The 22,054-nt window shown below is 63.7% G+C and carries 25 protein-coding genes and 1 pseudogene; 9 read left to right on the top strand and 17 right to left on the bottom strand.

From position 1 onward, the window contains the following. Positions 1 to 459 precede the first annotated feature (459 nt). The 4 genes from gfa to xoxF5 all read right to left on the bottom strand — a co-directional run bounded on the left by gfa (position 460) and on the right by xoxF5 (position 4,635). Positions 460 to 1,023 carry an S-(hydroxymethyl)glutathione synthase gene (gene gfa / locus ABIA42_RS21990; RefSeq protein ID WP_028177984.1) on the bottom strand — a complete coding sequence of 188 codons (564 nt, stop codon included), beginning with the start codon at positions 1,021 to 1,023 and terminating at the stop codon, positions 460 to 462. Positions 1,024 to 1,055: 32 nt separating this feature from the next. After that, a complete protein-coding gene (locus ABIA42_RS21985) occupies positions 1,056 to 2,165 on the bottom strand; it encodes an S-(hydroxymethyl)glutathione dehydrogenase/class III alcohol dehydrogenase (RefSeq protein WP_061883481.1) in 1,110 nt (369 codons plus the stop codon). Positions 2,166 to 2,226: 61 nt separating this feature from the next. Continuing rightward, positions 2,227 to 2,718, bottom strand: a complete 492-nt coding sequence (locus tag ABIA42_RS21980) for a c-type cytochrome, methanol metabolism-related (protein ID WP_028177982.1) — start codon at positions 2,716 to 2,718, stop codon at positions 2,227 to 2,229. Positions 2,719 to 2,829: 111 nt separating this feature from the next. Beyond that, on the bottom strand, positions 2,830 to 4,635 hold the full coding sequence (gene xoxF5, locus ABIA42_RS21975) for a lanthanide-dependent methanol dehydrogenase XoxF5 (RefSeq protein ID WP_271533748.1): 1,806 nt from the start codon (positions 4,633 to 4,635) through the stop codon (positions 2,830 to 2,832). Between the two features lie 512 nt (positions 4,636 to 5,147). Here xoxF5 and ABIA42_RS21970 point away from each other — a divergent pair. Continuing rightward, a complete protein-coding gene (locus tag ABIA42_RS21970) occupies positions 5,148 to 6,116 on the top strand; it encodes a helix-turn-helix domain-containing protein (protein WP_028177980.1) in 969 nt (322 codons plus the stop codon). Between the two features lie 136 nt (positions 6,117 to 6,252). On the opposite strand, the gene ABIA42_RS21965 is transcribed toward ABIA42_RS21970, so the two are convergent. From ABIA42_RS21965 to ABIA42_RS21945, 5 genes and pseudogenes are all read right to left on the bottom strand, one after another. After that, the gene (locus ABIA42_RS21965) at positions 6,253 to 6,678 is read right to left on the bottom strand and encodes a hypothetical protein (protein ID WP_370121261.1); all 426 of its coding nucleotides are present in this window, start codon (positions 6,676 to 6,678) and stop codon (positions 6,253 to 6,255) included. Positions 6,679 to 6,803: 125 nt separating this feature from the next. After that, positions 6,804 to 7,793: a Bug family tripartite tricarboxylate transporter substrate binding protein gene (locus tag ABIA42_RS21960; protein WP_370121263.1), complete on the bottom strand. Its 990-nt coding sequence runs from the start codon at positions 7,791 to 7,793 to the stop codon at positions 6,804 to 6,806. 225 nt (positions 7,794 to 8,018) lie between these two features. Continuing rightward, positions 8,019 to 8,949 (bottom strand): annotated as a pseudogene (locus ABIA42_RS21955) (substrate-binding periplasmic protein). After that, positions 8,946 to 9,302 (bottom strand): cytochrome c, encoded by a 357-nt coding sequence (locus tag ABIA42_RS21950; protein WP_271533485.1) that lies wholly within the window; start codon positions 9,300 to 9,302, stop codon positions 8,946 to 8,948. Before ABIA42_RS21950 ends, ABIA42_RS21955 begins: the two are co-directional and overlap by 4 nt. Positions 9,303 to 9,312: 10 nt before the next feature. After that, positions 9,313 to 10,977 carry a methanol/ethanol family PQQ-dependent dehydrogenase gene (locus tag ABIA42_RS21945; RefSeq protein ID WP_271533484.1) on the bottom strand — a complete coding sequence of 555 codons (1,665 nt, stop codon included), beginning with the start codon at positions 10,975 to 10,977 and terminating at the stop codon, positions 9,313 to 9,315. 345 nt (positions 10,978 to 11,322) lie between these two features. On the opposite strand from ABIA42_RS21945, the gene ABIA42_RS21940 reads away from it, so the two are divergent. The 5 genes from ABIA42_RS21940 to ABIA42_RS21920 all read left to right on the top strand — a co-directional run bounded on the left by ABIA42_RS21940 (position 11,323) and on the right by ABIA42_RS21920 (position 14,000). Then, on the top strand, positions 11,323 to 11,721 hold the full coding sequence (locus tag ABIA42_RS21940; RefSeq protein ID WP_271533483.1) for an EF-hand domain-containing protein: 399 nt from the start codon (positions 11,323 to 11,325) through the stop codon (positions 11,719 to 11,721). 139 nt (positions 11,722 to 11,860) lie between these two features. Next, entirely contained in the window at positions 11,861 to 12,196 is a 336-nt protein-coding gene (locus ABIA42_RS21935; RefSeq protein WP_370157166.1) for a hypothetical protein, read from the top strand. 218 nt (positions 12,197 to 12,414) lie between these two features. Continuing rightward, the gene (gene pqqA, locus ABIA42_RS21930) at positions 12,415 to 12,495 is read left to right on the top strand and encodes a pyrroloquinoline quinone precursor peptide PqqA (RefSeq protein WP_008562446.1); all 81 of its coding nucleotides are present in this window, start codon (positions 12,415 to 12,417) and stop codon (positions 12,493 to 12,495) included. Between the two features lie 237 nt (positions 12,496 to 12,732). Next, entirely contained in the window at positions 12,733 to 13,602 is an 870-nt protein-coding gene (locus tag ABIA42_RS21925) for a hypothetical protein (RefSeq protein WP_370121270.1), read from the top strand. A 188-nt stretch (positions 13,603 to 13,790) separates the two neighbouring features. After that, entirely contained in the window at positions 13,791 to 14,000 is a 210-nt protein-coding gene (locus ABIA42_RS21920; protein ID WP_271533481.1) for a hypothetical protein, read from the top strand. Between the two features lie 10 nt (positions 14,001 to 14,010). Here ABIA42_RS21920 and ABIA42_RS21915 read toward each other — a convergent pair whose 3' ends face one another. The 5 genes from ABIA42_RS21915 to ABIA42_RS21895 are packed head-to-tail and all read right to left on the bottom strand — an operon-like array spanning position 14,011 to position 17,692. Then, positions 14,011 to 14,355 carry a hypothetical protein gene (locus ABIA42_RS21915; RefSeq protein WP_370121273.1) on the bottom strand — a complete coding sequence of 115 codons (345 nt, stop codon included), beginning with the start codon at positions 14,353 to 14,355 and terminating at the stop codon, positions 14,011 to 14,013. Positions 14,356 to 14,381: 26 nt separating this feature from the next. Continuing rightward, complete coding sequence (locus ABIA42_RS21910) at positions 14,382 to 15,176, bottom strand: pentapeptide repeat-containing protein (protein WP_370121275.1); 795 nt, start codon at positions 15,174 to 15,176, stop codon at positions 14,382 to 14,384. A 48-nt stretch (positions 15,177 to 15,224) separates the two neighbouring features. Beyond that, on the bottom strand, positions 15,225 to 15,965 hold the full coding sequence (locus tag ABIA42_RS21905) for an ABC transporter ATP-binding protein (protein ID WP_271533478.1): 741 nt from the start codon (positions 15,963 to 15,965) through the stop codon (positions 15,225 to 15,227). Continuing rightward, on the bottom strand, positions 15,955 to 16,692 hold the full coding sequence (locus ABIA42_RS21900; protein WP_370121278.1) for an ABC transporter permease: 738 nt from the start codon (positions 16,690 to 16,692) through the stop codon (positions 15,955 to 15,957). Before ABIA42_RS21900 ends, ABIA42_RS21905 begins: the two co-directional genes overlap by 11 nt. A 1-nt stretch (position 16,693) precedes the next feature. Beyond that, on the bottom strand, positions 16,694 to 17,692 hold the full coding sequence (locus tag ABIA42_RS21895) for an ABC transporter substrate-binding protein (RefSeq protein WP_370121281.1): 999 nt from the start codon (positions 17,690 to 17,692) through the stop codon (positions 16,694 to 16,696). Between the two features lie 87 nt (positions 17,693 to 17,779). Here ABIA42_RS21895 and ABIA42_RS21890 point away from each other — a divergent pair, with 87 nt between their 5' ends. Continuing rightward, positions 17,780 to 18,139: a hypothetical protein gene (locus tag ABIA42_RS21890; RefSeq protein ID WP_370121284.1), complete on the top strand. Its 360-nt coding sequence runs from the start codon at positions 17,780 to 17,782 to the stop codon at positions 18,137 to 18,139. Between the two features lie 117 nt (positions 18,140 to 18,256). On the opposite strand, the gene ABIA42_RS21885 is transcribed toward ABIA42_RS21890, so the two are convergent. Then, a complete protein-coding gene (locus ABIA42_RS21885) occupies positions 18,257 to 19,075 on the bottom strand; it encodes a quinoprotein dehydrogenase-associated SoxYZ-like carrier (protein WP_370121287.1) in 819 nt (272 codons plus the stop codon). Positions 19,076 to 19,128: 53 nt separating this feature from the next. After that, positions 19,129 to 20,052 carry a quinoprotein relay system zinc metallohydrolase 2 gene (locus ABIA42_RS21880; protein ID WP_370121290.1) on the bottom strand — a complete coding sequence of 308 codons (924 nt, stop codon included), beginning with the start codon at positions 20,050 to 20,052 and terminating at the stop codon, positions 19,129 to 19,131. A 121-nt stretch (positions 20,053 to 20,173) separates the two neighbouring features. On the opposite strand from ABIA42_RS21880, the gene ABIA42_RS21875 reads away from it, so the two are divergent. Together ABIA42_RS21875 and ABIA42_RS21870 are read left to right on the top strand one after the other, a co-directional pair. Continuing rightward, positions 20,174 to 21,058 (top strand): substrate-binding domain-containing protein, encoded by an 885-nt coding sequence (locus tag ABIA42_RS21875; protein ID WP_370121293.1) that lies wholly within the window; start codon positions 20,174 to 20,176, stop codon positions 21,056 to 21,058. Next, positions 21,055 to 21,612 (top strand): PQQ-dependent catabolism-associated CXXCW motif protein, encoded by a 558-nt coding sequence (locus ABIA42_RS21870; protein WP_370121296.1) that lies wholly within the window; start codon positions 21,055 to 21,057, stop codon positions 21,610 to 21,612. The genes ABIA42_RS21875 and ABIA42_RS21870 overlap by 4 nt, the downstream gene beginning before the upstream one ends. A 60-nt stretch (positions 21,613 to 21,672) precedes the next feature. Here the strand turns inward: ABIA42_RS21870 and ABIA42_RS21865 are convergent, their stop codons facing one another. Then, entirely contained in the window at positions 21,673 to 21,975 is a 303-nt protein-coding gene (locus ABIA42_RS21865; protein ID WP_370121299.1) for a copper-binding protein, read from the bottom strand. Positions 21,976 to 22,054 lie beyond the last annotated feature (79 nt).

The following is a 22,054-nucleotide window of genomic DNA, read 5'->3' as shown; positions in this document are numbered from 1 at the left end:
TACCTCCCGTATTGTTCTTGATTGATTGTATTCGCGCGGCATCGTGACGGCGCGATCGTAACAGGGATCGCTCCGGCTCGGCGTTCACAGCCGAGTGTTCTCACCGGGAAAAGATTGCATCGATGGTTTGTCAAAAGCAGGGCGTGGTCATCGCGCTGCGCGACTCTGCAACGGGCCCAAGCAAAAAAAGCTTCGTCCGCCAGGAACTGCGCGGACGAAGCAGGATGCCTCAGTCGAGGGAGGGAGAAACGCAGGCTCCGCGAGCTTCAAGCGGGAGGCGGGCGGCCCTGCGCAGTCATTCAGAGACCAGGACTGAGGAACTGATGGCCCTCATGCATGTCTGGTGCAGAAGCGGCGGCATCACCGCGCTGGTCCCAGGACGGCGACCGGTCCGGCTCGCTGGCAACGGCAGGCGCCAGCGAGCGGATGGGGGACCCGGCGAAGGCTCGGCGGCCCCGCTCAGGCGGCCTTGGCTTTCGCGACATGGGTCGCGATCGCGTCCATCAGTGCCGGCGACAGGCAGTCATAGGGCTCGAGCCCGATCTCCTTCAGCCGCGAACGGATGCCTGCCATCTGCTCGGGCTTCACGCCCGATTCGATCACCGAGGAGACGAAGGCGGCGAATTGCGGCGCCTGCGAGCCCTGTTCCTGGAACAATTCGGGATGGATGAAGTCGAGGCCGTAGAACGGGTGGTTCTTGTTCTCGATGCGGCCGTACATGTGCGTGCCGCAGGCCTTGCAGGCGTGGCGCTGGATCACCGCCGAGGGATCGACGATCTGGAGCTTGTCGCCGTTCTCGAGCACGGTGACGTTCTGGCGCGGCACCACGGCGACGACGGAGAAGGTCGCGCCCTGCGGTTTCCAGCACTTGGTGCAGCCGCAGGCGTGGTTGTGAGCGACGTCGCCCTTGATACCGACCTTGACCGGATGGTCCGTGCATTTGCAGACCAGCGTGCCGCCGGCGAAGTTGCCGCTGCCTTGCTTGATGCCGTTGTCGATTGAGGGATGGAGTGCAACAGTCATGGGTCGATCCTCCTTGGTGTGATGTCTGCGAGCTAGAACACGACGACTGAACGGATGGATTTGCCCTCGTGCATGAGATCGAAGCCTTTGTTGATCTCTTCGAGCTTGAGCACGTGGGTGATCATCGGATCGATCTGGATCTTTCCGTTCATGTACCAGTCGACGATCTTCGGCACGTCGGTGCGGCCGCGCGCGCCGCCGAAGGCGGTGCCGCGCCAGTTGCGTCCGGTGACGAGCTGGAACGGGCGGGTGGCGATCTCCTTGCCGGCTTCGGCGACCCCGATGATGATCGAGGTGCCCCAGCCGCGATGGCAGGCTTCCAGCGCCTGCCGCATCACCGTGGTGTTGCCGGTGCAGTCGAAGGTGTAGTCGGCGCCGCCATCGGTGAGGCCGACGAGGTGCTGGACGATGTCGCCAGTGACCTTCTTTGGGTTGACGAAATGGGTCATGCCGAACCGCTTGCCCCACTCCTCCTTGGAATCGTTGATGTCGACGCCGATGATCTTGTCGGCGCCGGCCATCTTGGCGCCCTGGATCACGTTGAGGCCGATGCCACCGAGGCCGAACACGATCACGTTGTCGCCGGGCTCGACCTTGGCGGTGTTGACCACGGCGCCAACGCCGGTGGTGACGCCGCAGCCGATGTAGCAGCTCTTGTCGAACGGCGCGTCCTCGCGGATCTTGGCAACCGCGATCTCGGGTAGCACGGTGAAGTTCGAGAAGGTGGAGCAGCCCATGTAGTGGTAGATCGGCTTGCCCTTGTAGGAGAAGCGGCTGGTGCCGTCAGGCATCACGCCCTTGCCCTGCGTCGCACGGATCGCGGTGCAGAGATTGGTCTTGCGGCTGAGGCAGCTTTTGCACTGCCGGCATTCCGGCGTGTAAAGCGGGATGACGTGATCGCCCGGCTTCACCGAGGTCACCCCCGGGCCGATCTCGCGGACGATGCCCGCGCCCTCATGCCCCAGGATCGACGGGAAGATTCCCTCGCTGTCGAAGCCGTCGAGCGTGTAGGCGTCGGTATGGCAGATGCCCGTGGCCTTGATCTCGACCAGGACCTCGCCGGCCTTTGGGCCTTCCAGATCGACTTCGACGATTTCGAGCGGCTTCTTGGCCTCGAAGGCGACGGCGGCGCGTGTTTTCATAGTAAGACTCCTCAGATTCTCATAGGACGCCAAGAGGTGGTCTCGGCAGTCCTCGTAACGTTCATTTGTTGCCCATGCAGGCGTCTTCCGCCTTTTTGTACGCCTCTGTCTTCTCCTCCTTCTTGGCGGGACGCTGCCGGCCCCATGCTTCGGTGGAGCGGGCGCGCAGATAGACGTACAGGTCGTCCATGTAGCAGGCGACGTTCGGGTTGTCGCCGAAAGCAGGCATGACGTTCTCCTGCGCGGTCGAGATGTTCTTGCGGCCGGAGGCGACCACGCCCAGGAAGTCGCCATAGCTCATGCTCTTGACGGAATCCTTCAGCGCCGGCGCGTAGGTGGAGCCCATGCCGTCGGGGCCATGACAGACGTGGCAGTCGGAATGATAGCGGCGGTATCCGGAATAGGTGAACCAGTCCACGGTGCCGTCGGCCGAAATCTTGTAGGTCGGAACCCCTTCCTTATCGAGCCACTTTCCGTCGTCTTCCTTCTTCACTGCGGTGGGGTCGCCCGGACCGTCCGCGACCGCAATTCCTCCGGACGCAACCAAGATCATCGCAGCAATGACAGAGCAGATTTTACGCAAGAGATTTTTCCTCGAGGAGCCCGGGGGAGACGAGCCGGCGCGTGGAGTTGATCCACGCGCCGGAGCGATGCAGAGCGAGGCCTAGTTCGGCAGCGAGAACACGGTCAGCGTACCGCCGAGTGCCGTGTAGTTGCTGAGGGCCGCATAACCACCGACTGCGCCGAGACCGGCGGTCGGATCGGTCAGACCTGCCGCCAGACCGATGCCGGCCCAGCCACCGACGCCGGAGAGCACGGCAACGTACTGCTTGCCATTGTTCTCATAGGTGGTGACGTTGCCGATGATGCCGGAGGGAGTCTTGAACTTGTAGAGCTCCTTGCCGGACTTGGCGTCGACTGCCTTCAGGTAGCCTTCGAGCGTGCCGTAGAACACCACGCCGCCTGCCGTTGCGAGCGCACCCGACCAGACCGAGAACTGCTCCTTGTTCGACCAGACGATCTTGCCGGTCTTGTTGTCCCAGGCGATGAAGTTGCCCATGTGGCTTTCACCCGGAGGCGGGTACATCGAGAGCGTCGCGCCCACATAGGGCTGGCCCGCGGTGTAGCTCACCTTGAACGGCTCGTAGTCCATGCAGACGTGGTTGGTCGGGACGTAGAACAGCTGCGTGTCCGGCGAGTAGGCTGCCGGCTGCTCGTCCTTGGTGCCGAGCGCGGCCGGGCAGATGCCCTTCGTGTTCTTGTCCTCTCCGCCGTGCTCCGTCGAATATTGAGCGACGACCTTTGGACGGCCGTAGGTCGGCGAGTTCTTGTCCATGTCGACGCCGCTGGTCCAGTTCACCTTCGGGTCGTACTTCTCGGCGACCAGCAATTCGCCGGTCTCGCGGTCCATGGTGTAGGCGAGGCCGTTGCGGTCGAAGTGCGTCAGCAGCTTGCGGGGCTGACCGTTGATTTGCTGATCGGTGAGGATCATTTCGTTCACGCCGTCATAGTCCCACTCGTCATGGGGCGTCATCTGGTAGACCCACTTCGCCATGCCGGTGTCGGCATCGCGCGCGAAGATCGTCATCGACCACTTGTTGTCGCCGGGACGCTGCTTCGGGTTCCAGGTCGAGGGATTGCCCGACCCGTAATAGACGAGGTTCAGAGCGGGATCGTATGAGATCCAGCCCCAGGTGCAGCCGCCGCCGATCTTCCACTGGTCGCCCTGCCAGGTCTTCAGCGAGGAATCCGCACCGACCGGCTTGCCGAGTGACATTGTCTTGGCGGGATCGAGCTTGATCTGATCGTCCGGACCTTCGGAATAGGCGCGCCAGGCCTGCTTGCCCGTCTTGAGGTCGTATGCGGTGAGGTGGCACTGCACGCCGAACTCGCCGCCGGAGATGCCGACCATGACCTTGTCCTTGACGACCAGGGCCGCCGAAGTGCCGGTCTCGCCCTTCGCCGGATTGCCGTTGGTTGCCGACCACGCGACCTGACCGGTCTTGGCGTCGAGCGCGACGAGATTGGTGTCGGCCTGATGCAGAATGATCTTGCCGTCCCCGTAGGACAGGCCGCGATTGACCGTGTCGCAGCACATCACCGGGATGACGTTCGGATCCTGCTTCGGTTCGTACCTCCAGACGATCTTGTTCTCGTTGGAAAGGTCAATGGCGTAGACCTTGTTCGGGAACGGCGTGTGGACGTACATCATGTTGCCGATGATCAGCGGGCCGCCTTCATGGCCGCGCAGCACGCCGGTCGAGAAAGTCCAGGCGACCTGGAGCTTGCCGACGTTCTGAGCGTTGATCTGGTTCAGTTTGGAATAGCGGGTGTTGGCATAGTCACCCGCCGGCATCACCCAGTCCTTCGGGTTCTGCGACATCTTGATCAGCTCGTCGTTGGCTGAAGCGCTGCCGACGGCGAGAGCCGCCGCGGAGCCGAGATAGGTCGCCAGTAGCACCTTGCGCATAGTCATTCCTCCGTTGGTCTCGTTTATTGTTTCCGAAGCATTGCTCAATCACCGGGCTTCTCGTCCGGCGTCAGCTCGTGCAGGGCGGTCGCGATTGGGACCAGAAACGATGCTGTGCTGTTTCCTCCTCCTGATGAGAGCCACGGGTCCACGTGCAGGAGCGGCCCGTTCTTATTGTTCCTGCGGCAATCCCTAACCACTTCGCCATTGGGAAACTTGCCCAAGAGAGAAGCCGGTTTGCTCGACAGCGCACGGGGGCAAAGATTTTGATTTTGCAGTAGCGAATTCAGTCGTTTCCGCGCCGCGGCGGGCCGCGCTCAACGCTCAGGTTCCCCTTGACGGCGCTGCAACTAAGGCGGAGGATTAAACCTCAAGGGTGGCAATGGAACGGTGGCGCTGTTCCACAAGATCGCTCGAATTCGAGGTAAACGTCACGCAATCACGGCTGAGGGCTCCGGCAGCGCTGGTCGCGATTCGCGTCGAATCTCCGGATCAAACCAGTGGCTGGATTAATGTCCGACACAATTCACACGCTCTCGACGACCGGAATGACGCCGAAGCGGCAGATCCAGAGCTGGATCGACGGGCTGACGAGCTTGTGTGGGCATTTCGACGTCGATCCGCTGGAGGCGTCCTCGCTGGAAGGTCGCATCGACTACACCAGCGTGTCGCGCCTGAAGCTCTGCCAGATCGAGGTGAGCCAGCATCGCATCGCGCACACGCTCGCGCGCGCCAAGGCCAATGAACACCCGTACATCAAGATCCACTTCCAGACCTACGGGGTGTCCTATTTCGAACAGGAAGGCCGTCACATCGAAATCAATCCCGGCGACATCATCGCCTATGATGTCTCCTGCCCGCATTCGATCATCAGCCCGGCCTTCACGCGTCACGACGTGGTGATCGTGCCGAAGGCACTGCTGCGCGACCGCGGATTCCCGTCGCAGCGGATGCCCGCCTGCAAGCTGTCCTCAAAAACCGGCACGGGGAGGATCGCCCATGATTTCGTCCATGCGACCTTCGACGAGGCGGCAAAGCTGTCGGCGAACAGCGCGGTCGGCGTCGCTGATTCCCTGATCGACCTGCTGTTGCTGCCGCTGCGCGAGGCCGACACGATGTTCGATCGTGTCGGGCCCGAAGCGATGTATGTGCGCGCGCAATTCTTCATCCGCGAGCACTTGCGCGATCCGGATCTGTGCATCGACCAGATCTCGGCCGAGCTCGGCTGCTCCAAGCGCTACCTGCACATGCTGTTCTCGGAGCGCGGCACCACGGTCAGCGACTACATCTGGCAGGCCCGGCTGCAGAACTGCCGCCAGGAGCTCGAGGCCCACGCCGGCAAGACCATCACCGACGTCGCGTTCTCGTGGGGCTTCTCCAGCTCATCGCATTTCAGCCGGGTATTCCGGAAATATTTCGGCGTGGTACCGTCCTCGATCCACAAGGCGCAGCAGGGCACCGCGAACTCGGGCGGGCACTAAACGCGATGCGATTAGGATGAATCGTCATCGCGCTTTAGGTTGTTGTTTAAGCATGATCTTTTTGGAAAACCGCTGCGCACTTTTCCGGATCATGCTTTAGACGTCTTGAGCCAACTCGCGCGGCGTCGGCGAAAGCTCATGCCGACGTTGCGATGTAGGGAATGCCGGCCACCAAAGCGACCAGCAGCACCGCGTTCCCCAGCATCGCGCTCCAGTGCAGCCGGCGCAACCGTCGTGCGGCATCGGCATCCCCGGCGTCCCTCGCGCTGAGCTGGTCGTCTACCCGTCGCATGAAGCGGCGTCGTCCCCAGATCGCCAGGGCTGCGATCATGCCGACGCCAACGGCAGCAAGCGGGCGACCGTCGAGGAGGAGAGCCACCATCCCGATGATGCCGACGACGCGCATTACCAGAAAATGAGCGTTGAACATTCCGCGCAGCAATTGGGCAACGGGCTGGATATCGAGCCTCACCAGCAGGAAGGCCGGCGATGCCAGCGTGAAATAGCTCATCGGAAAGAGCAGGATGATCATAACGGCGACGGCAACGGCATCCGGTGTCATGGGATCGGCCCTCCTTGTCCGCAGAAGGGTACAATCATAGCGGGAAAACGCGCCTCCGACACTGGGCTTTGGTCGGACTCCGGGCCGGAAGGGGAGCAACCGGCGTGCCGGCGATGGCGTGAAGGTCAGGCCGGCTCGAGGCCGAGCGACTTTGCGCTCTCGATCCAGATCGGCAGTTCGCGCTGATACAGCGCATTGGTTTCCTTGAAGCCGATTGCGGGTTCGAGCACGAAGGTCGCGAGAACCTCCTTCACCTTCGGATCGCCGTTGGCGGCGACGCAGAGCTCGGCAAGGCGATCAACCACCGGCTGCGGCGTCGCCTTCGGCACGGCCCAGCCGGTGAACCCGCTCACGGTGAAGAATTTTGACGTCGCGCCCTGTTCGGGCAACGTCTTCACGTTCGGGATCGCGTCGACCTTCTTCGAATGCACGGCGAAGACAGTGCCGCGGTCGCTTTGCAGCACCGATTGTGCGGCCGTGTAGCTGCCCATGGCGGCATCGAGGGTGCCTTCGAGCATGCCCGTCCACATCGGCGCTTCGCCGCGATAATGGACCGGCTCGATATTGAGGCCGTACTGCTTGTTGAGCTCGTTGATCGTCATGTGGGGGGCCGAGCCCGCGCTGTAGGTGCCGAAGTTCACCTTGCCGCTCTTGCGCGCGAAGGCGACGAAATCCTCCAGCGTCTTGACCCCGGTTTTCGGGTTCGCCACCAGCAGCAGGCCGGCGCCGGGAATGACGCTGACGAGCGTCAGGTCCTTGTCCATGTCGTAGCCGGGATTTTTCATCACCACCCGGTTCATGATGTAGGTCGTCGAGATCGAGCACAGGATGGTGTGGCCGTCGGGCTCGGCGCGGGCGACCTCCGCCGTGCCGATCGCGCCGGAGGCGCCGGGCTTGTTCTCGACGACGACGGTCTTGCCGACCTGCTTGGAGATGAATTCGCCATAGGCGCGCGCGAGCAGGTCGGTCTGTCCGCCGGCGGGATAGCTGCAAATCATGCGAATCTGCCGCGCCGGCCACGTGCCTTGCGCCGAGGCGCCGCGGACGACGAATGGCATCGCCAGTGCAGCGGTACCGGCGGCGATGAAGTGGCGGCGATCGAGTTTGGCGGACATGATTCTCTCCCGGATTTCTGCGGAACCTACTGCATCAGGCTGGCGCCGGGCATGGCCGGCAGGCGAGACAGATTGGCGCATGATGCGTGCGCAGCGCGCAGGGAGTTCGTCTCCGGACGCAGCGCAACGCGACTACAGCGGTGCGCTGCTGCGCCGCGCGGCGTACCGGGCGCAGGTTCTGCGGAGCGTCACTGCGTGCCGTCCGGGGCATCAGCGCCCTTGCAATCACCGCTGAATGATTTGCGTCCAGACGTCGCCCAGAATCGCTGGCTCCCGCGGTGGCAGATAGGTGAGGCCGGCCTGCTTGCCGAATTCGGCGATCTTGCCTTCGGCAGCAAGCTGGCCGAGCGCCTTGTTGACGGCCTCGATCAGCGCGCCATCGCTGGCGAGCCCGACATAGCCGCGATTGGCCCCGATCGGGTAGTAGTAGCCGGACGCCGTGATCGCCGTGTCGGGGTGCGCGGCGCGATGGGCGTCGAAGCGGGCAAGATCGATCAGCGTCGCGTCATGGTCGCCGCGCTGGAGCGCGCCGATGAGGTCGTCGCGACCGGGGACGAGATGGGTGATGCTGTCGATCAGTCGGCCCTTGTCGAAGCTCATCAGGATGGCGTCGCCGAGCGACCCGCTTTCGATGACGAGACGAAGGCCGGCGAGATCGCCGATGTCGCCGATCTTCCGGCCGCGGGCCTTCGGCCCGAGCACCACCGTCATCGGCGAATAGACGTAAGGCCGGCTCGGCGCGAGCACGCCCAGCGGGACGCGGCGGCGCCGATCGTCGCGTGTGGCCCCGGCGAAATCCGGCAAGCGCGCCGTCTTCATCCCGGGGGCGACGAGCGAGTCCTGCGTCAGCGCGTAGCCGCCGACGAGCGAGCAGCGCCCATCCGAGAGCAGCGCGTTGGCTTCGAGCGGCGGGCTCGAATCCTCATCCAGCCTGCTCTCGAACCACTGGATTGCCAGCGGCCGTCCGAGCCGCTCCGCGATCGCCTTGGCCAGCAGCACGTCGAAGCCGGCCTCCGGTTGACCGCGGTGGTGCACCGAGAGCGGCGGCCGGTCCTCGTCGAGGCAGATCTTCAGGGGATCGTCGGCCGCAAAAGCAGACCGTCGCCATCGTGGAAAGAAAGGCCGCAACGCTCCATGCAACGCGACGGTCCGTCATGGCTTCCTCCGGCTGGAGATGAAGGCCCAGAGATCTCCGATCTGGTCGTCGCTGAGGATGTCGCCCCAGGGCGGCATCTTGTTGTTCTTGCCGTTCTTGACCGTTGTGACGAACCGCGCCTTGTCGTCGGGGAAGACGCGCAGGTCCGGCGTGATGGTGCCGGAGTTCATCAGGTTGGGGCCATGGCAGTGTGAGCATTTCTCGGCATAGGTCGACTTGCCATGGTCGATCTGCGCCTGCAGTGGATTGCCGGTTGCGTCATCCGCGGCGCGAACGGTCGCCGCAAGCGCGACCGTCAGCACCGCGACGGTGGCGATCGTCGCCACCGTCCTGTGTGATACTTCTCTCAGCATCGTGCCGTGGTTATTGCTTGACCGCAAAGACCCAGAGCGAGCCGCCGGGAGGCACCTTGGCAAGCCGTTCGTCGCCGGAGAACAACGAGTAGACGCCGCCGTAGCCGCTCGTCACAGCAACATACTGCACGCCATCCTGCTGCCATGTCACCGGCTGTCCCTCGATGCCGGACCCGGTCTGGAATTGCCAGAGCTTCTTGCCGGTATCGGCGTCGAAGGCCTCGAACTCACCGGTCAGTGCGCCCGAGAACACGACGCCCCCGGCCGTCGACAGCACGCCCGAGAAGCGCGGAATGTCGCTCGGCGCTTCCCATTTCGACTTGCCGGTCATGGGGTCGATGGCCTTGAGGTGGCCGCGCGGTCCGTCCCCGAACTCCCAGGGATCGGTCAGGTCCATGCCGAGATACCATTCACCCTGCTTGAAGGTGACGGGCTCCGCCTTGTACTTGCCGCCGAAGTTGAGCGTGTTGGCATAGGCGAGGCCGGTCTGCGGATTGAACGACATCGGCTCCCAATTCTTGCCGCCGAGGATGGACGGATAGACCGTCACTTTCTTGCCCTCGCGCGCGTCCTTGGAAACGTCGGTCTCGATCGGACGCCCGGTCTTCATGTCGATCCCGGTCGCCCAGTTGACCTTCACGTACGGATTGGCCGCGAGCAGCTTCCCGTTGGTGCGGTCGAGCACGTAGAAGAAGCCGTTGCGGTTGGCATTCATCAGCGTCTTGGTCGGCTTGCCCTCGACGTTCACATCGGCGAGCACCATCTCGGCCACGGCGTCGTAGTCGAACGGATTGTTCGGCGAGAACTGGTAGTGCCACTTGATCTTGCCGGTCTTGGGATCCATCGCCAGCACGGAGCAGGTGTAGAGATTGTCGCCGGGGCGCACCGCCGAATTGAACGGGCCGGGATTGCCGATGCCCCAATAGACCGTGTTCAGCTCGGGGTCGTAAGAGCCCGTGATCCAGGTCGAGCCGCCGCCGAGCTTCCAGGTGTCGCCCTTCCAGGTGTCGCCGCCGGGCTCGTCCGGCGAGGGGATCGAGTGGGTGCGCCAGAGGTGCTTGCCCGTCGCCGGATCCCAGCCGTCGATGAAGCCGCGGGTGCCGAACTCGGCGCCGGAGACGCCGGTGATGACGACGCCGTCGGCAACCAGCGGGGCCACCGTCATCGAATAGCCTTCCTTGATGTCGGCCGCCTTCTGTCGCCACAGCTCCTTGCCGTTCTTCGCGTCGATTGCAATCACGTTCGCATCGAGCGTCGTACGGAACAGCTTACCTTCATGGATCGCGACGCCACGGTTGATGATGCCGCAGCAGACGATTCTCGGCGTCTCGGCGGGATACTCGATCTTGCTCTTCCAGATCTGCTTGCCGGTCTTGGCATCGACGGCCATGGTGGCATTGTGCGAGGTCACGTAGATGACGCCCTGATAGACAATGGGCTGGGATTCCTCGCTACGATCGTCATTGAAGCTGTAATTCCAGATCGGGACGAGGTTCTTGACCGTATCCTTGTTGATCTGGTTCAGCGTCGAGAACCGCTGGAGATTGTAGCCCATTCCATAATTGAGAACGTTCGACGTGTCGGTCGCACCCTTGACCAGCTGCTCGGTGGTTTGTGCATTTGCACAGGTTGACGCAAGCATGACGAGGCCTGCGGCCATCGCAAAGCGTTTCATCCGTTCCTCCCAATATGCGCGCCTTTTGACGCTGCGATTGCAACACTCCGCCTGAAAGCAAAACACGTCAATACGAAAGTCGTAAGTGCCGTGTCGATATCGTTGGACGCGGGGTGTCGGTCGCCTTACGGAAACCTTACGAAACCACTTCCACTTGTGCGGAGACGCTGAGAAAATTCCGCGGTACGAAGCAGTCCCGGGGTGCAGGCGCGCCGGGCGCACGGCCGGGTTCTCCCGGGTTGTGGCGCGCGCAAGTTGCAAGTCCGGACTTGAACCAAGGCCCGCTTGCGGATTTATGTCGTTTCTGTCCCCGTCGATTCGGGGCTCATCGTCAGGGAGGTCTAGATGATTTCGCGTCGTTCAATTGCCCTTGCCCTTTCGCTTACGATTGCATTGTCAGCCGGTCCGGCGTGGTCGGCCTCTGGCAACGCGGTCAAGTTGTTCGACACCGACAATGACGGCACGCTCGATCTTGCGGAGGTGAAGAAGGCGGCCGCCGCAATGTTCGCAAAGCTCGATCCCGATCGTGACGGCACGCTTGATGCGCGCGAATTGCGCGGACGGTTGTCGGCGAAAGAGCTCGCCGCCGCCGATCCTGACCGCGACGGGACGCTTACGCTCGACGAATATCTGTCTGTGGTCGAGCAACGCTTCAACGCGGCAAATCCCGACAAGGACGGAACGCTGGATGCGAAGGAGCTGAACTCGCGCGCGGGCCGCACCCTGCTGCGATTGTTACGGTGAGAGGGGCAATCGGAACTGACCTGACGAGGGCAGTGTTTGCGATCATTCCGGCCTGACGCTTGGGAACATCGGGCTGCTCGGCCTGTTTTCTCTGCAATGTCCTGCCTGGCGCCGGGGCTGCGTGGCGGGCGAAGAGGAGATGCAGATGAACACAAAACGTTCCGTTCTTGCCGCCTGCGCCATCCTGACATTGAGCGCCGGCGTTGCCGTCGCCGGCCCGTGCAACACCGGTAGCGCCAGCACCGACAAGGATGCTGGCTCTGGTCCGGTCACCGTGGGCTCCGCTCAATCGCACTCGTCCAGTTCAACGGGTGATACCAGCCAGCATCCGCCGACCAGCACGATGAATCGTGCAAGCGGTGACACGCCGGCTTCCTCCGAGGATGCGCAGCGGCAAATGCAGAGTGAGCCGACCGCGGCCCAGCGCGCCGAAGGCGCCAAGCCGAATACCGAAATGGCCGACAAGGGCTGCTGACGGCACCGGTGTCGATTAGGCGCGCGGTGCGTTGCACAAGTTGTTGTCTCGCTGGTCGTGTTTGACCAAGAGGGAACTGGCGTTGTCCGAGAGAGAAATGCAGCCGCGAAGAATCGACACAGACGAGTTCGGCAGTCGAATCCAGGCTTGAACTGCACCTGACGCAGCCCTACGTTTTGCGCTGCGCGATGTCGCGCTCAATACCTTGGGAGACCCGAATGGCTTGGAAAGCTCCGAAGATCGTGGAAGTGCCGGTCGGCATGGAAATCAACATGTACGCCTGCGCTTCGCGCAAGTAGGCCTGACGACCTGCCGCGGCTTCGATGGCGAGTGCCGTCGAAGCCGCGGCAGTGTCGGATTTCCGCATAGCCTCATCGTGGTTCGCGATGGACGCGAGGCGGCACGTGCACAGGCTTCGACCTCTCGACCAAAAGCTCGACCGTGCAAAATCTCGACCGTGCTCTGCCGCAGTGTGCTACGCTGATGCTCGGTGAGCGTTGCTGCCGCATCACAGCGGCGCGCCTTCGGGGCACGGGATGGGCGGCAGAACCTGTAAGTTCTGGATGGTGATCGGGTGCGCGATCGTGCTGGCGCCGGCGCGCGGCAGCGCCGAAGAAGGCTTTGATACCGAGCATATTTTCGGCTTCTTGATCGGCACCGATGTCGGCAATGTCGGCGAGCGCGAATTCCAGACCCAAACGACAGGGCGCTTCGGCAAAGGCGGGGCGGCGTATCGCGCGCTCGAGCACGAGGTCGAGATCGAGTTGGTGCCACTGCCGAATTTTCGTATCGAGGTCGGCGGCACCGCCAGCTTGCACGACATCACGGGCGTCCCTGATATCGACGACCGCCGCCAGTTCAACTTCCAGGGCGCCTCGCTCGACCTGCGCTACCGCCTGCTGGATCGCGACCGGGCGCCATTCGGCCTTACTATCGCTGCCGAGCTGCACGGCGACCGCATTGACGAGACCAGCGGCGCCAAAGGGCGAATGTACGGCACCGAGTTCACGCTGGCCTTCGACCGCGAACTGATCCCGAACTTCGCCATCGGCGCCCTCAACCTGATCTATCAACCGGAATGGGCGCGCCTCGAGGTTGGAGGAAAATCCGAGAAGAGCTCAACGATCGGCGCCGCGTTTGCTGGCTTGGCGCGCGTGCGGCCGAATGTGCTGCTCGGTGGCGAGTTGCGCTATTTCCGGCAATATGAGGGGATCGGCCTCGGAGAATTTTCAGGCCAGGCCCTGTTCGTCGGCCCCACCGCATATTTTCAGCTATCCGAGCGCTCGCGGCTGACCTTGAGCTGGAGCATGCAGGCTTGGGGACGCCCGGCCGGATCGGGCGGCAATCTCGACCTCGTCAATTTCGAGCGGCACCAGGCCCGGATGGTATTCGGGATCAACTTCTAGCTGCGAGATCGTCATGGCCGGGGACAAGCACGGGCATGACCTCTGGAGAATTCGGCGTTTTGCGTCGCCAGTGCACCGGGGTGTAGGCAGTTCCCATCGCCATTCCTCACGTCCGCCTGAAACTTCCCCCTCCTTGCAACGTAATCTTTCGTGCTAATCTCCAGCGCCCCTTGCGAGAGGATACTGGCATGAACCCGATCGACCTGGTGGTGACTGTGTGTGCGGTGCTCTCGCCAGCGACCTGCGAGGAGCAGCATCTGGTGTTCAACTATTCCGGGTCGCCCCGCCAATGCGTGATGGCCGCGCCGCCCTATATCGCGCAATGGATCGGCGAGCATCCGAAGTGGCAGGCGGTGCGGTGGCGCTGCGAATATCCACACCCGAACGACCGGGCATAGGGCGCCCGCGCTACTTCGTGCAGTCCTTCAGATCCTTGTCGGCGATCGAGAACACGGCGTCCGCCTTGATCTCGATGTCGCGGACGATGCACTGCCGCGCATCGGGATAGCTGACCTTGGCGTCATAGCGGCCGGGCTCGACACCGGTGATGCGCAGCCGCTCGTCGTGGTCGACCTCCTTGTCCTTGTCGTTCAGGCACTGGTTCGGACCCCAGTCGGTCTTGCCGGCCGGCGCGAGCTGGAAACCGGAGATCGTCTCCGCCGTCAGGTTCCAGAGCCTTATGCCCTTGCCCTTGGCCTGCGCGGCGGCGTCGCCGGCAAGCGTCAACGCGATCAATGCCAGAACCCAACGCATCAAGCAGTCCTCCCACAGGCGCGCCGTCATTCCCTGATCAGGCGTTCGCGGTTCTTTGCCTTGTCGAAATTCTTGGCGCGGTCAAGGCCGTTCGGCGCGATCAGCTTCGCCGAAGCGAGATCGGCGCCGTCGAAATCGGCGTCGATGACGATGGCGCCGGTCAGATCGGCTCCGCCGAGTTGGGCGTTTTTCAGCGATGCACCGCTCAGGTCGGCGCGCCTGAGGACCGCGAATTCAAGGTCGACGCGTGACAAATCGGCGTTGCGCGCGTTCAGCCGTTCCATATTGGCGGATCTCAGCACCGCGCGCATCAGCCCCATCGACTGGTTGCGCATGTCGGCACCGAGATGCGCATCCGCGATCGACGTGCCGACCATGCTCGCGCCGGTGAGATCTGCCGTGATGCGCGCACCGGTCAGATCGGCGCCGTCGAGGCGAGCACGTGCCATCTGTGACGCGAACAAATTGGCGCCCTTCAGGCTCGCGTCCGTGAGATCTGCATCCAGCAGCCACGCCTGATCGAGGATCGCCCCATCAAGCCGAGCACCGACGAGTTTCGTCTTGTTGAGCCGTGCCGCACGGAGAATTGCGTTGGTCAGGTCGAGACCACTGAGATCGAGCCCCGATAACCGCTTGCCGGTCAAATCGGCGGGTGCGCCGGCGCTCGCTTTGGCCAGCGCGGCCTCGACATCCTGCCGGCTCATCTCGGCGGAGACCATGGCGGGTGATGTCAGATCGAGATCGCGCATCATGTCCTGCGCGCGCGTCGTTGTCGCAAGCAGAGCAAGGCCAAGTGCCGTCAGGGCGATCCTTCGCTTCATCAGCAGACTCCGCTGCGCCCCAATTTAGCACGGGCCTCGCGCGGTTGCCTATGAGACATCCCGCCCGGCGTGAACGTCGCCCTGTTCCGCTTGGATGCGCCGCCCAAGCTCGGTCCTGATCGCCGCAATCTCGGCTTCGCTGCGCGCGGCGCGGGGGATGGCGATCGGCACCTCCTGCATGATCCGCGCGGGGCGCGGCGACAACAGGAACAGCCGGTCGCCGAGCCGGATCGCATCGTCGAGACTGTGGGTGACGAGCAGCGTCATCATCGGACGGCTCGCGACCAGCGTTGCGATCTCGTCGCGCAGACGGCCGGCGAGCGCGTCGTCGAGCGAGGCGAGGGGCTCGTCGAGCACCAGGAGGTCGGGCTCGACCGCGAAGGCACGGGCCAGTGCGACGCGGCGGGCAAGGCCGAGCGACAATTCGCCGGGGAAGTGGCTGCGATGCGCTTCCAGCTCCAGGATCCGGAACAGCTCCGACAGCTTCGCGTCGGAAACCTCCGGTGCCGCAAGCCGTACATTCTGCTCGACCGAGCGCCACGGCAGCAGGCGCGGCTCCTGGAACACCATGCCGATCCGCGCCTCCGGCGGTCGCGCAATGCGGCCTGCAAAGTCGCGATCCAATCCGAGGATGATGCGCAGCATCGTGCTCTTGCCGCAGCCGGACGGCCCGATCAGCACACCGACCTCGCCGGATTGAAGCGCGAACTGGACCGGCGCCAGCACCTCGTGCGTTCCGCCCGCGGCACTCCTGAAGGTCTTTCCTGTGATCTCGACCTCAAGCCGCACGGGGCCGCCACCGGTTTGCGCGGGCTTCGAACGGCTGCACCAGCAAGGTTTCGATGACGAGTACAACGGCGGCGAAGGTCAGGGAATAGGCCAGCAGCCGCGGCGTGTCGAACAGCTGGAAGGCGACGCCGATCTCGAAGCCGACGCCGTTCGGACGACCCAGGAGCTCGGCGACCAGCACAATCTTCCACACCAGCGACAGCCCGGAGCGCGCGGAGGCCGCGATATAGGGCGCAAGCTGCGGCAGCACGACGTGGCGGAAGGCGCGCCAGCGCGGCATCGCGAACACGCTCGCCATCTCGTCGAGCGAGCGGTCGAGCGCGCGCGCGCCCTCGCGCAAGGTGACGATGGCGGTCGGCAGCTTGTTGATGGCGATCGCCGCGATCGCGGCGGCCTCGGTGAGCCCGGCCCAGATATAGGCCAGCACGATCACGACCAGCGCCGGCAGATTGAGCAGCAGGATCAGCCAGGGATCGCCGAGCCGGTCGGCCAGCTTCACCCGGCCCATCAGGTAACCGATCGCGCTGCCGAGCGACATCGCCAGCACGAAGGCGAGCGTGACGCGTGCCAGCGTGGCTCCGAGATGCAGGAACAGCGCGCCGGATGAGGCTTCCGCGATCATGACCTGGAGCACGGCCGACGGTGAGGGCAACTTCACGCCACCGACGAACAGCGCGGCGGTCCACCAGATTGCGAGGAACAGGGCGAACGAGAGAAGACGCAGCACCTCAGTCTCCGGGGACTGCGTGATAGAACGTGCCGGGGTCGAGCTCGGCCGCAGGGCCAACGAGATCGCGGCCGCCGATCTCGGCCAGCACGCGGTAGAGCACGCGTGCGTCCTTCTCCTCGTCGTCGATGCTCCGGCGCGGAATGCCGTCGCGGTAGCGGTCGCGGTAGGTCTTGAGCACGGCCGGATCGCTGGTGCCGGTGAGCGGAGCGACCTTGTCCCAGGCCGCGTCCGAGGTCGCCAGCAGCTCTTTGGCCTTGCGGGTCATCGCGATGAAGCGCGCCACGGCGTCCCGATGGCTGGCGGCCCAGCTCTCGTCGAAGACATAGCCGACGGCGGAGACAGCACCCTTGGCGCCGAGCTTCGGCAGGATGTCCTCGATGCCGGCGAGGCGGCGAAAGCCCTTGGCTTCGAGCTGGGCACAGAAATTCCAGAAATTGAGGCTCGCATCCATCTCGCCGTCGAGCGCCTTCGCGGCGATCAAGGGCGGGGCGCCATAGGCGATGGTTGCCTCCGACTTCAGGTCGATCCCGTCCTGCTTCATGCGCGCCTGGAGCAGCAGCCAGCTCTTGTCGATCGCCCCGCCGGCGACGGCGAGCTTGCGGCCCTTGAGGTCGGCGAGCGTCTTGATTGGAGAAGCCGCCGGCACCATCACTGCGCCCAACGCGCTCGAATAGGGATAGAAAGTGAGCTTGGCGCCCAGCGCACGCTCGCGCGACACCCACAGCCAGTCCGACAGGATGATGTCGGCGCTGCCGGCGCGCATCGCGATCTTGCCGGCCTCGGTGCTCGCGAGCTCGGTGACCTCCAGCGACAGGCCAGCCTCCTTGTCGAGACCGCTCGCTCGGATTGCGGCCAGCTCCCAGGAGAATGTTCCGGTTTTCTGCACCGCAAGGCGGATCGCATCCGCGGCGCGGCCGGGCGCGGCGAGCGTCAGCGCCAGCGTCATTGCGAGCGCCAATGTTCGACCAAATGCCCTCGTCACACCCAGTGCTCTCATCACCTTGTGAGCCGTTTCCTCTGACGGAATGCTTTTCAGGACAATACGCATAGCATAGCCTTGGTCGCAACCAGCGGGAGGATGCGCATGAATCTGGCGGGACAGCTACGACCGATTGTCGCCGCATTGGTGATGCTGGCTGCGAGCGCGTGCGTGGCACGGGCCGAGGAGGCCAATGATTATCCCACCTCGGCGCGCGCGGAGTATGTCTATGGCTGCATGAAGGCCACCGGCGAGACGCGGGCTGCGATCGAGCAATGTTCCTGTTCGATCGACGTGGTGGCTTCGATCATACCCTACGAGCGCTATGTTACCGCCGAGACCGCGCTCAGCATGTCGCAAGTGCGCGGCAATCTCGGCGTCCAGTTCCGTACTTCGGAGCAAGCGAACTCGGCGGTGAACGATTTGAGGCGCGCCCAGGCGGAAGCCGAGGTGAGGTGTTTCTAGTTTGCTGCCGTCATTCCGGGGCGCGCGAAGCGCGAGCCCGGAATCTCGAGATTCTCAGGTGCGCAATTGCGCACCAGAGTTCGGTCCTGCGGACCGCCCCGGAATGACGGCTCGCTATCACGTTCCCGGCTTCTCCACATCCCACTCGTTGCGGAACACGTGCCCGTCGGTGTCCTTTGCTTCCGCGCGGAAACGCTTGGCGCCGTTGGATACGTACGTGAAGCGCAGATTGGGATCCTCCGAGATCGAGATGCCGCCCTCCATCGACAGCACGAGGCTGTCGTCCTGCGTCAGCTTCAGCTGGTTGATGAAGAAAGCGGGAATATAGAGCTGCGTGACCTGGTCCATCTGCAGCCCGGAATTGTTGGGATGGCCGATCATGACCTGCGCCTCGCGCACGCGGCTTGACGGCGCCTCCTCGCGTGCGAACTGGCGATAGCGCATCTGGCCGAGCCGGTTCCTGGCTTCCTCGACGTTCTTGCCCGCCGGTGCCGAGCAGCCGCCGGAGGCTTTCACGTAAGTCTTGGACACATAGAGCTGACCGTCGCTGAGCTCGGCGACCGCGTGGACATCGGTGTAGTTGTTGACGCGCACGCGCGTCGATATCTCCGTGACATTGGCATCCGGCCCGAGTTCGAACTTCGCCGCCATCGGCGCGGGATTGCGGTCGATCACCAGCGTGATCGAACGGATGCGCCGCGCATCGCCGGGCGACAGCTTGCTGCGCAGGGTCACCGGCACGATGGCCGCGTCCTCGGCGCGATACGGCATCTCGATGCCGATGACGGCGCTGCCGTCATTCATCGGACGGCTCTTGAAGATGTCCTGCACCAGGCCGGGCCAGGGATCGTAGGCCTCTTCCGCCTGCGCCGGCATCGCGAAAGCGAGGCCGAGAAGCAGGGCGGTGAGGGTCTGGCGGCGTGTGCATCCCGTCATGGTCATGATCCCGCGCGGACGAAACAATCGTTAGGCACAGCCTAGCGCGCCCGCTACTCCCATTCAATTTCAGAGAATGCTGCAGTTGCGTTGCGGGCGTTGTAATCGTCGAACAGCTGCCAATGCGGCCGTTCCGACGCGGCCGCCTTGTCCGCGGCGGCTCGGATCGGCTCGCCGTTTTTGTTCAACGTGCGGACGTCGGACAGCAGCGTTGACAGGTAGCGCCGTTCATCGATCAGCGCCGCAGGCCAGTCGCTCACGGGGCCGTGACCGGGAACGACGCGGAGCGCCGGGATGGCCTCAAGCCGCTTCAATGTCTCGAGCCAGCCGCGGATGCTGCCGTCCATGACTGGAATGTGGCGGAGAAAGACGAGGTCGCCCGCGAACAGGGTGCTGGTCGTCTCGTCGTACACGATCAAGTCACTGTCGCTGTGTCCGGCCGGCCAGGCACGCAAGCTCAGGCGGCGCGACCCGAGATCGAGGGTCATCGTGTCGGTCACGAGCAGGGTAGGGGCAATGATCTTGACGGGATCGATCAGCTCGCCGCCCATGATGCGACGGAAATTGTCGAGGTAGAACGGCCCACGCGTCGCGAGCGCCTGCGGCAGCCTGCTATGGCCGACGAAGCTCGGCCCCTCCGCAACAAAGGCGGCATTGCCGAAGACATGATCGGGATGGCCGTGGGTGTTGATAACATAACGGATCGGCTTGGGGGTGCGGGCCCGCACGGCGGCCAGCAGCGCCTCGCCCTCACGAAAGCTGCCGCCGGTGTCGATCACGGCCACGGCCTCATCGCCGACGATGAAGCCGACATTGGCGATGTCACCTTCGTTCTCGCGGGTCATCAGGGCGATAGTCCCGGAGTGTATGAAGATTCCCGGTGCGACTTCGCTCACAGGCAATTCGGCGGCCCAGGCGCATGCTAGCGTTGCCCGGAGCAGGGACAAGGCTGCGATCATCAGAGCGATGCGAGACACTTTTCTGCCTCAGTTCAAAGGGTTTTTATGCACTGCACAAAGCAAGCCAGCACAAAGTTGGCATACGTGGCGCATCATGCGTTGCATGGATAACATCCAACCAAAACGAGGAGGAAGCGCGATGACGGAGGCCGGACGACATCGTCGCTGGTTGTTTTCACTATGGGTCGTGGTCGCATCCTGTGCGTTCGGCGATGTCGCCGTCGCGCAGACCAAGGACAGCGGCGATCTCTCATTCGAACTGGTCGATCCCAAGGTGCTGCGCGTCTGCGCCGATCCGCGCAATCTGCCGTTTTCCAACGAGAAGGGCGAGGGCTTTGAGAACAAGCTCGCCGAATTTCTTGCGGACAAGCTCCAGAAGAAGCTCGACTACGTCTTCTTTCCGCAGGCCACCGGTTTCGTGCGGATGACGCTGGGTGCGCATCGCTGCGACGTCATCATGGGCTTCCCGCAAGGTGACGACCTTGTGCAGGGCACCAATCCCTACTACCGCACGAGCTATGCGCTGGTCGCGAAGGATGGCAGCGGGCTCGAGGACGTCGACACGCTCGAGGACCCCAGGTTGAAGGGCAAGCATGTCGGCATCGTCGCCGGCACGCCGCCGGCGACCAACATGGCGCTGGCCGGCCTGATGGGCGATGCAAAGCCCTATCCGCTGATGATCGACACGCGCTTCGACAATTCGGCGAAAGCGATGATCGATGACCTCGCCGCCGGCAAGATCGACGCCGGCGTGTTGTGGGGACCGATGGCCGGCTACTATGCGAAGAAGGCCGGCTCTTCGCTCCATGTCACGCCGCTCGTGAAGGAAACCACCGGGCCGAAGCTGGTCTATCGCATCGGCATGGGCGTGCGCCCTGCCGACCAGAACTGGAAGCGGCAGCTCAACAAGGTGATCCAGGAGAACCAGGGCGAGATCAACAAGATCCTGCTCGATTTCGGCGTACCGCTGCTGGACGAGAGCGACCGGCCGCTCGGCGCGGAGGCGGCCAAGAAAACGCCATGAGACGGCCGCTTGCCGCTGTGATCGTCGTTGCTCTGCTCGTGGCACCGGCGTTGGCGCAGCAGCAAGAGCCGTTCGAGCCCGAAGGCTATCGCACCGACAATTATCGCGCGCCGGTGCCGGCGACGCTTGCCGGCGCGCGCGTGCTGACGACCGAGGAGGCGGAGGCGGTCTGGCGCGCGAACAGCGGCACCTTCGTCGACGTCCTGCCGCGGCCGCCGAAGCCGAAGAACCTTCCCGAGGGCACGGTGTGGCGCGATGCGCCGCGCAGAAACATTCCGGGCAGCATCTGGCTGCCTGACACCGGCTACGGCACGCTGCCGCCCGCCATGGATGACTATCTCCAGCGCGGCCTCGCGCGCGCCTCGCGCGGCAACAAGGCCGCATTGCTCGTGATCTATTGCCTCGCCGATTGCTGGATGTCCTGGAACGCCGCCAAGCGTGCGCTGGCTTACGGCTACTCCAGCGTCGCCTGGTACCCCGACGGCACCGACGGCTGGGAGCGCGCGAAGCTTCCGACCGATGACGCGCAGCCGGAGCCGCGACCCGAGCAATAATGGTCAGGCGAAGATACGCTTCCTCTCTCCGCAAGCGGAGAGAGGTCAAGCGCAGTGCTGTTACTTCTGTTTCTGCAGCTTCGTCAGCGTGCCGGTGCCGTTCGTCTCGGTGGCCGTATAGTTCACCCTGTCGCCGGCATGAACGGCATCCAGCATCGCGGCATCCTTGGTTTTGTACTCCTGGAGCGCGCCGGCGCTGCCAGCGCTGGCGCCGACCGTACCCTTCTGCATCTGTTGGATCGAGATCGTGCCGTTGAGACGGTCGATCCGCGTGATCGTTCCGGTCATATCTTCGGCAAATGCGCTGGATGTGAGCAAGCTAAGGGCCGCAGCGCCCGCGAGGATGAATTTCGTTGTTCCCATCGAGGCCTCCCGAGGTATGGGGTTCACTTCGACAAGGCATCCTGGATCGATTTGGTTCCGGCAGATAGCTCGGGAAAAG

The organism is Bradyrhizobium sp. USDA 327 (assembly GCF_041262065.1).
GTDB lineage: Bacteria > Pseudomonadota > Alphaproteobacteria > Rhizobiales > Xanthobacteraceae > Bradyrhizobium > Bradyrhizobium liaoningense.
This window is presented reverse-complemented; position numbering and strand designations above follow the sequence as displayed.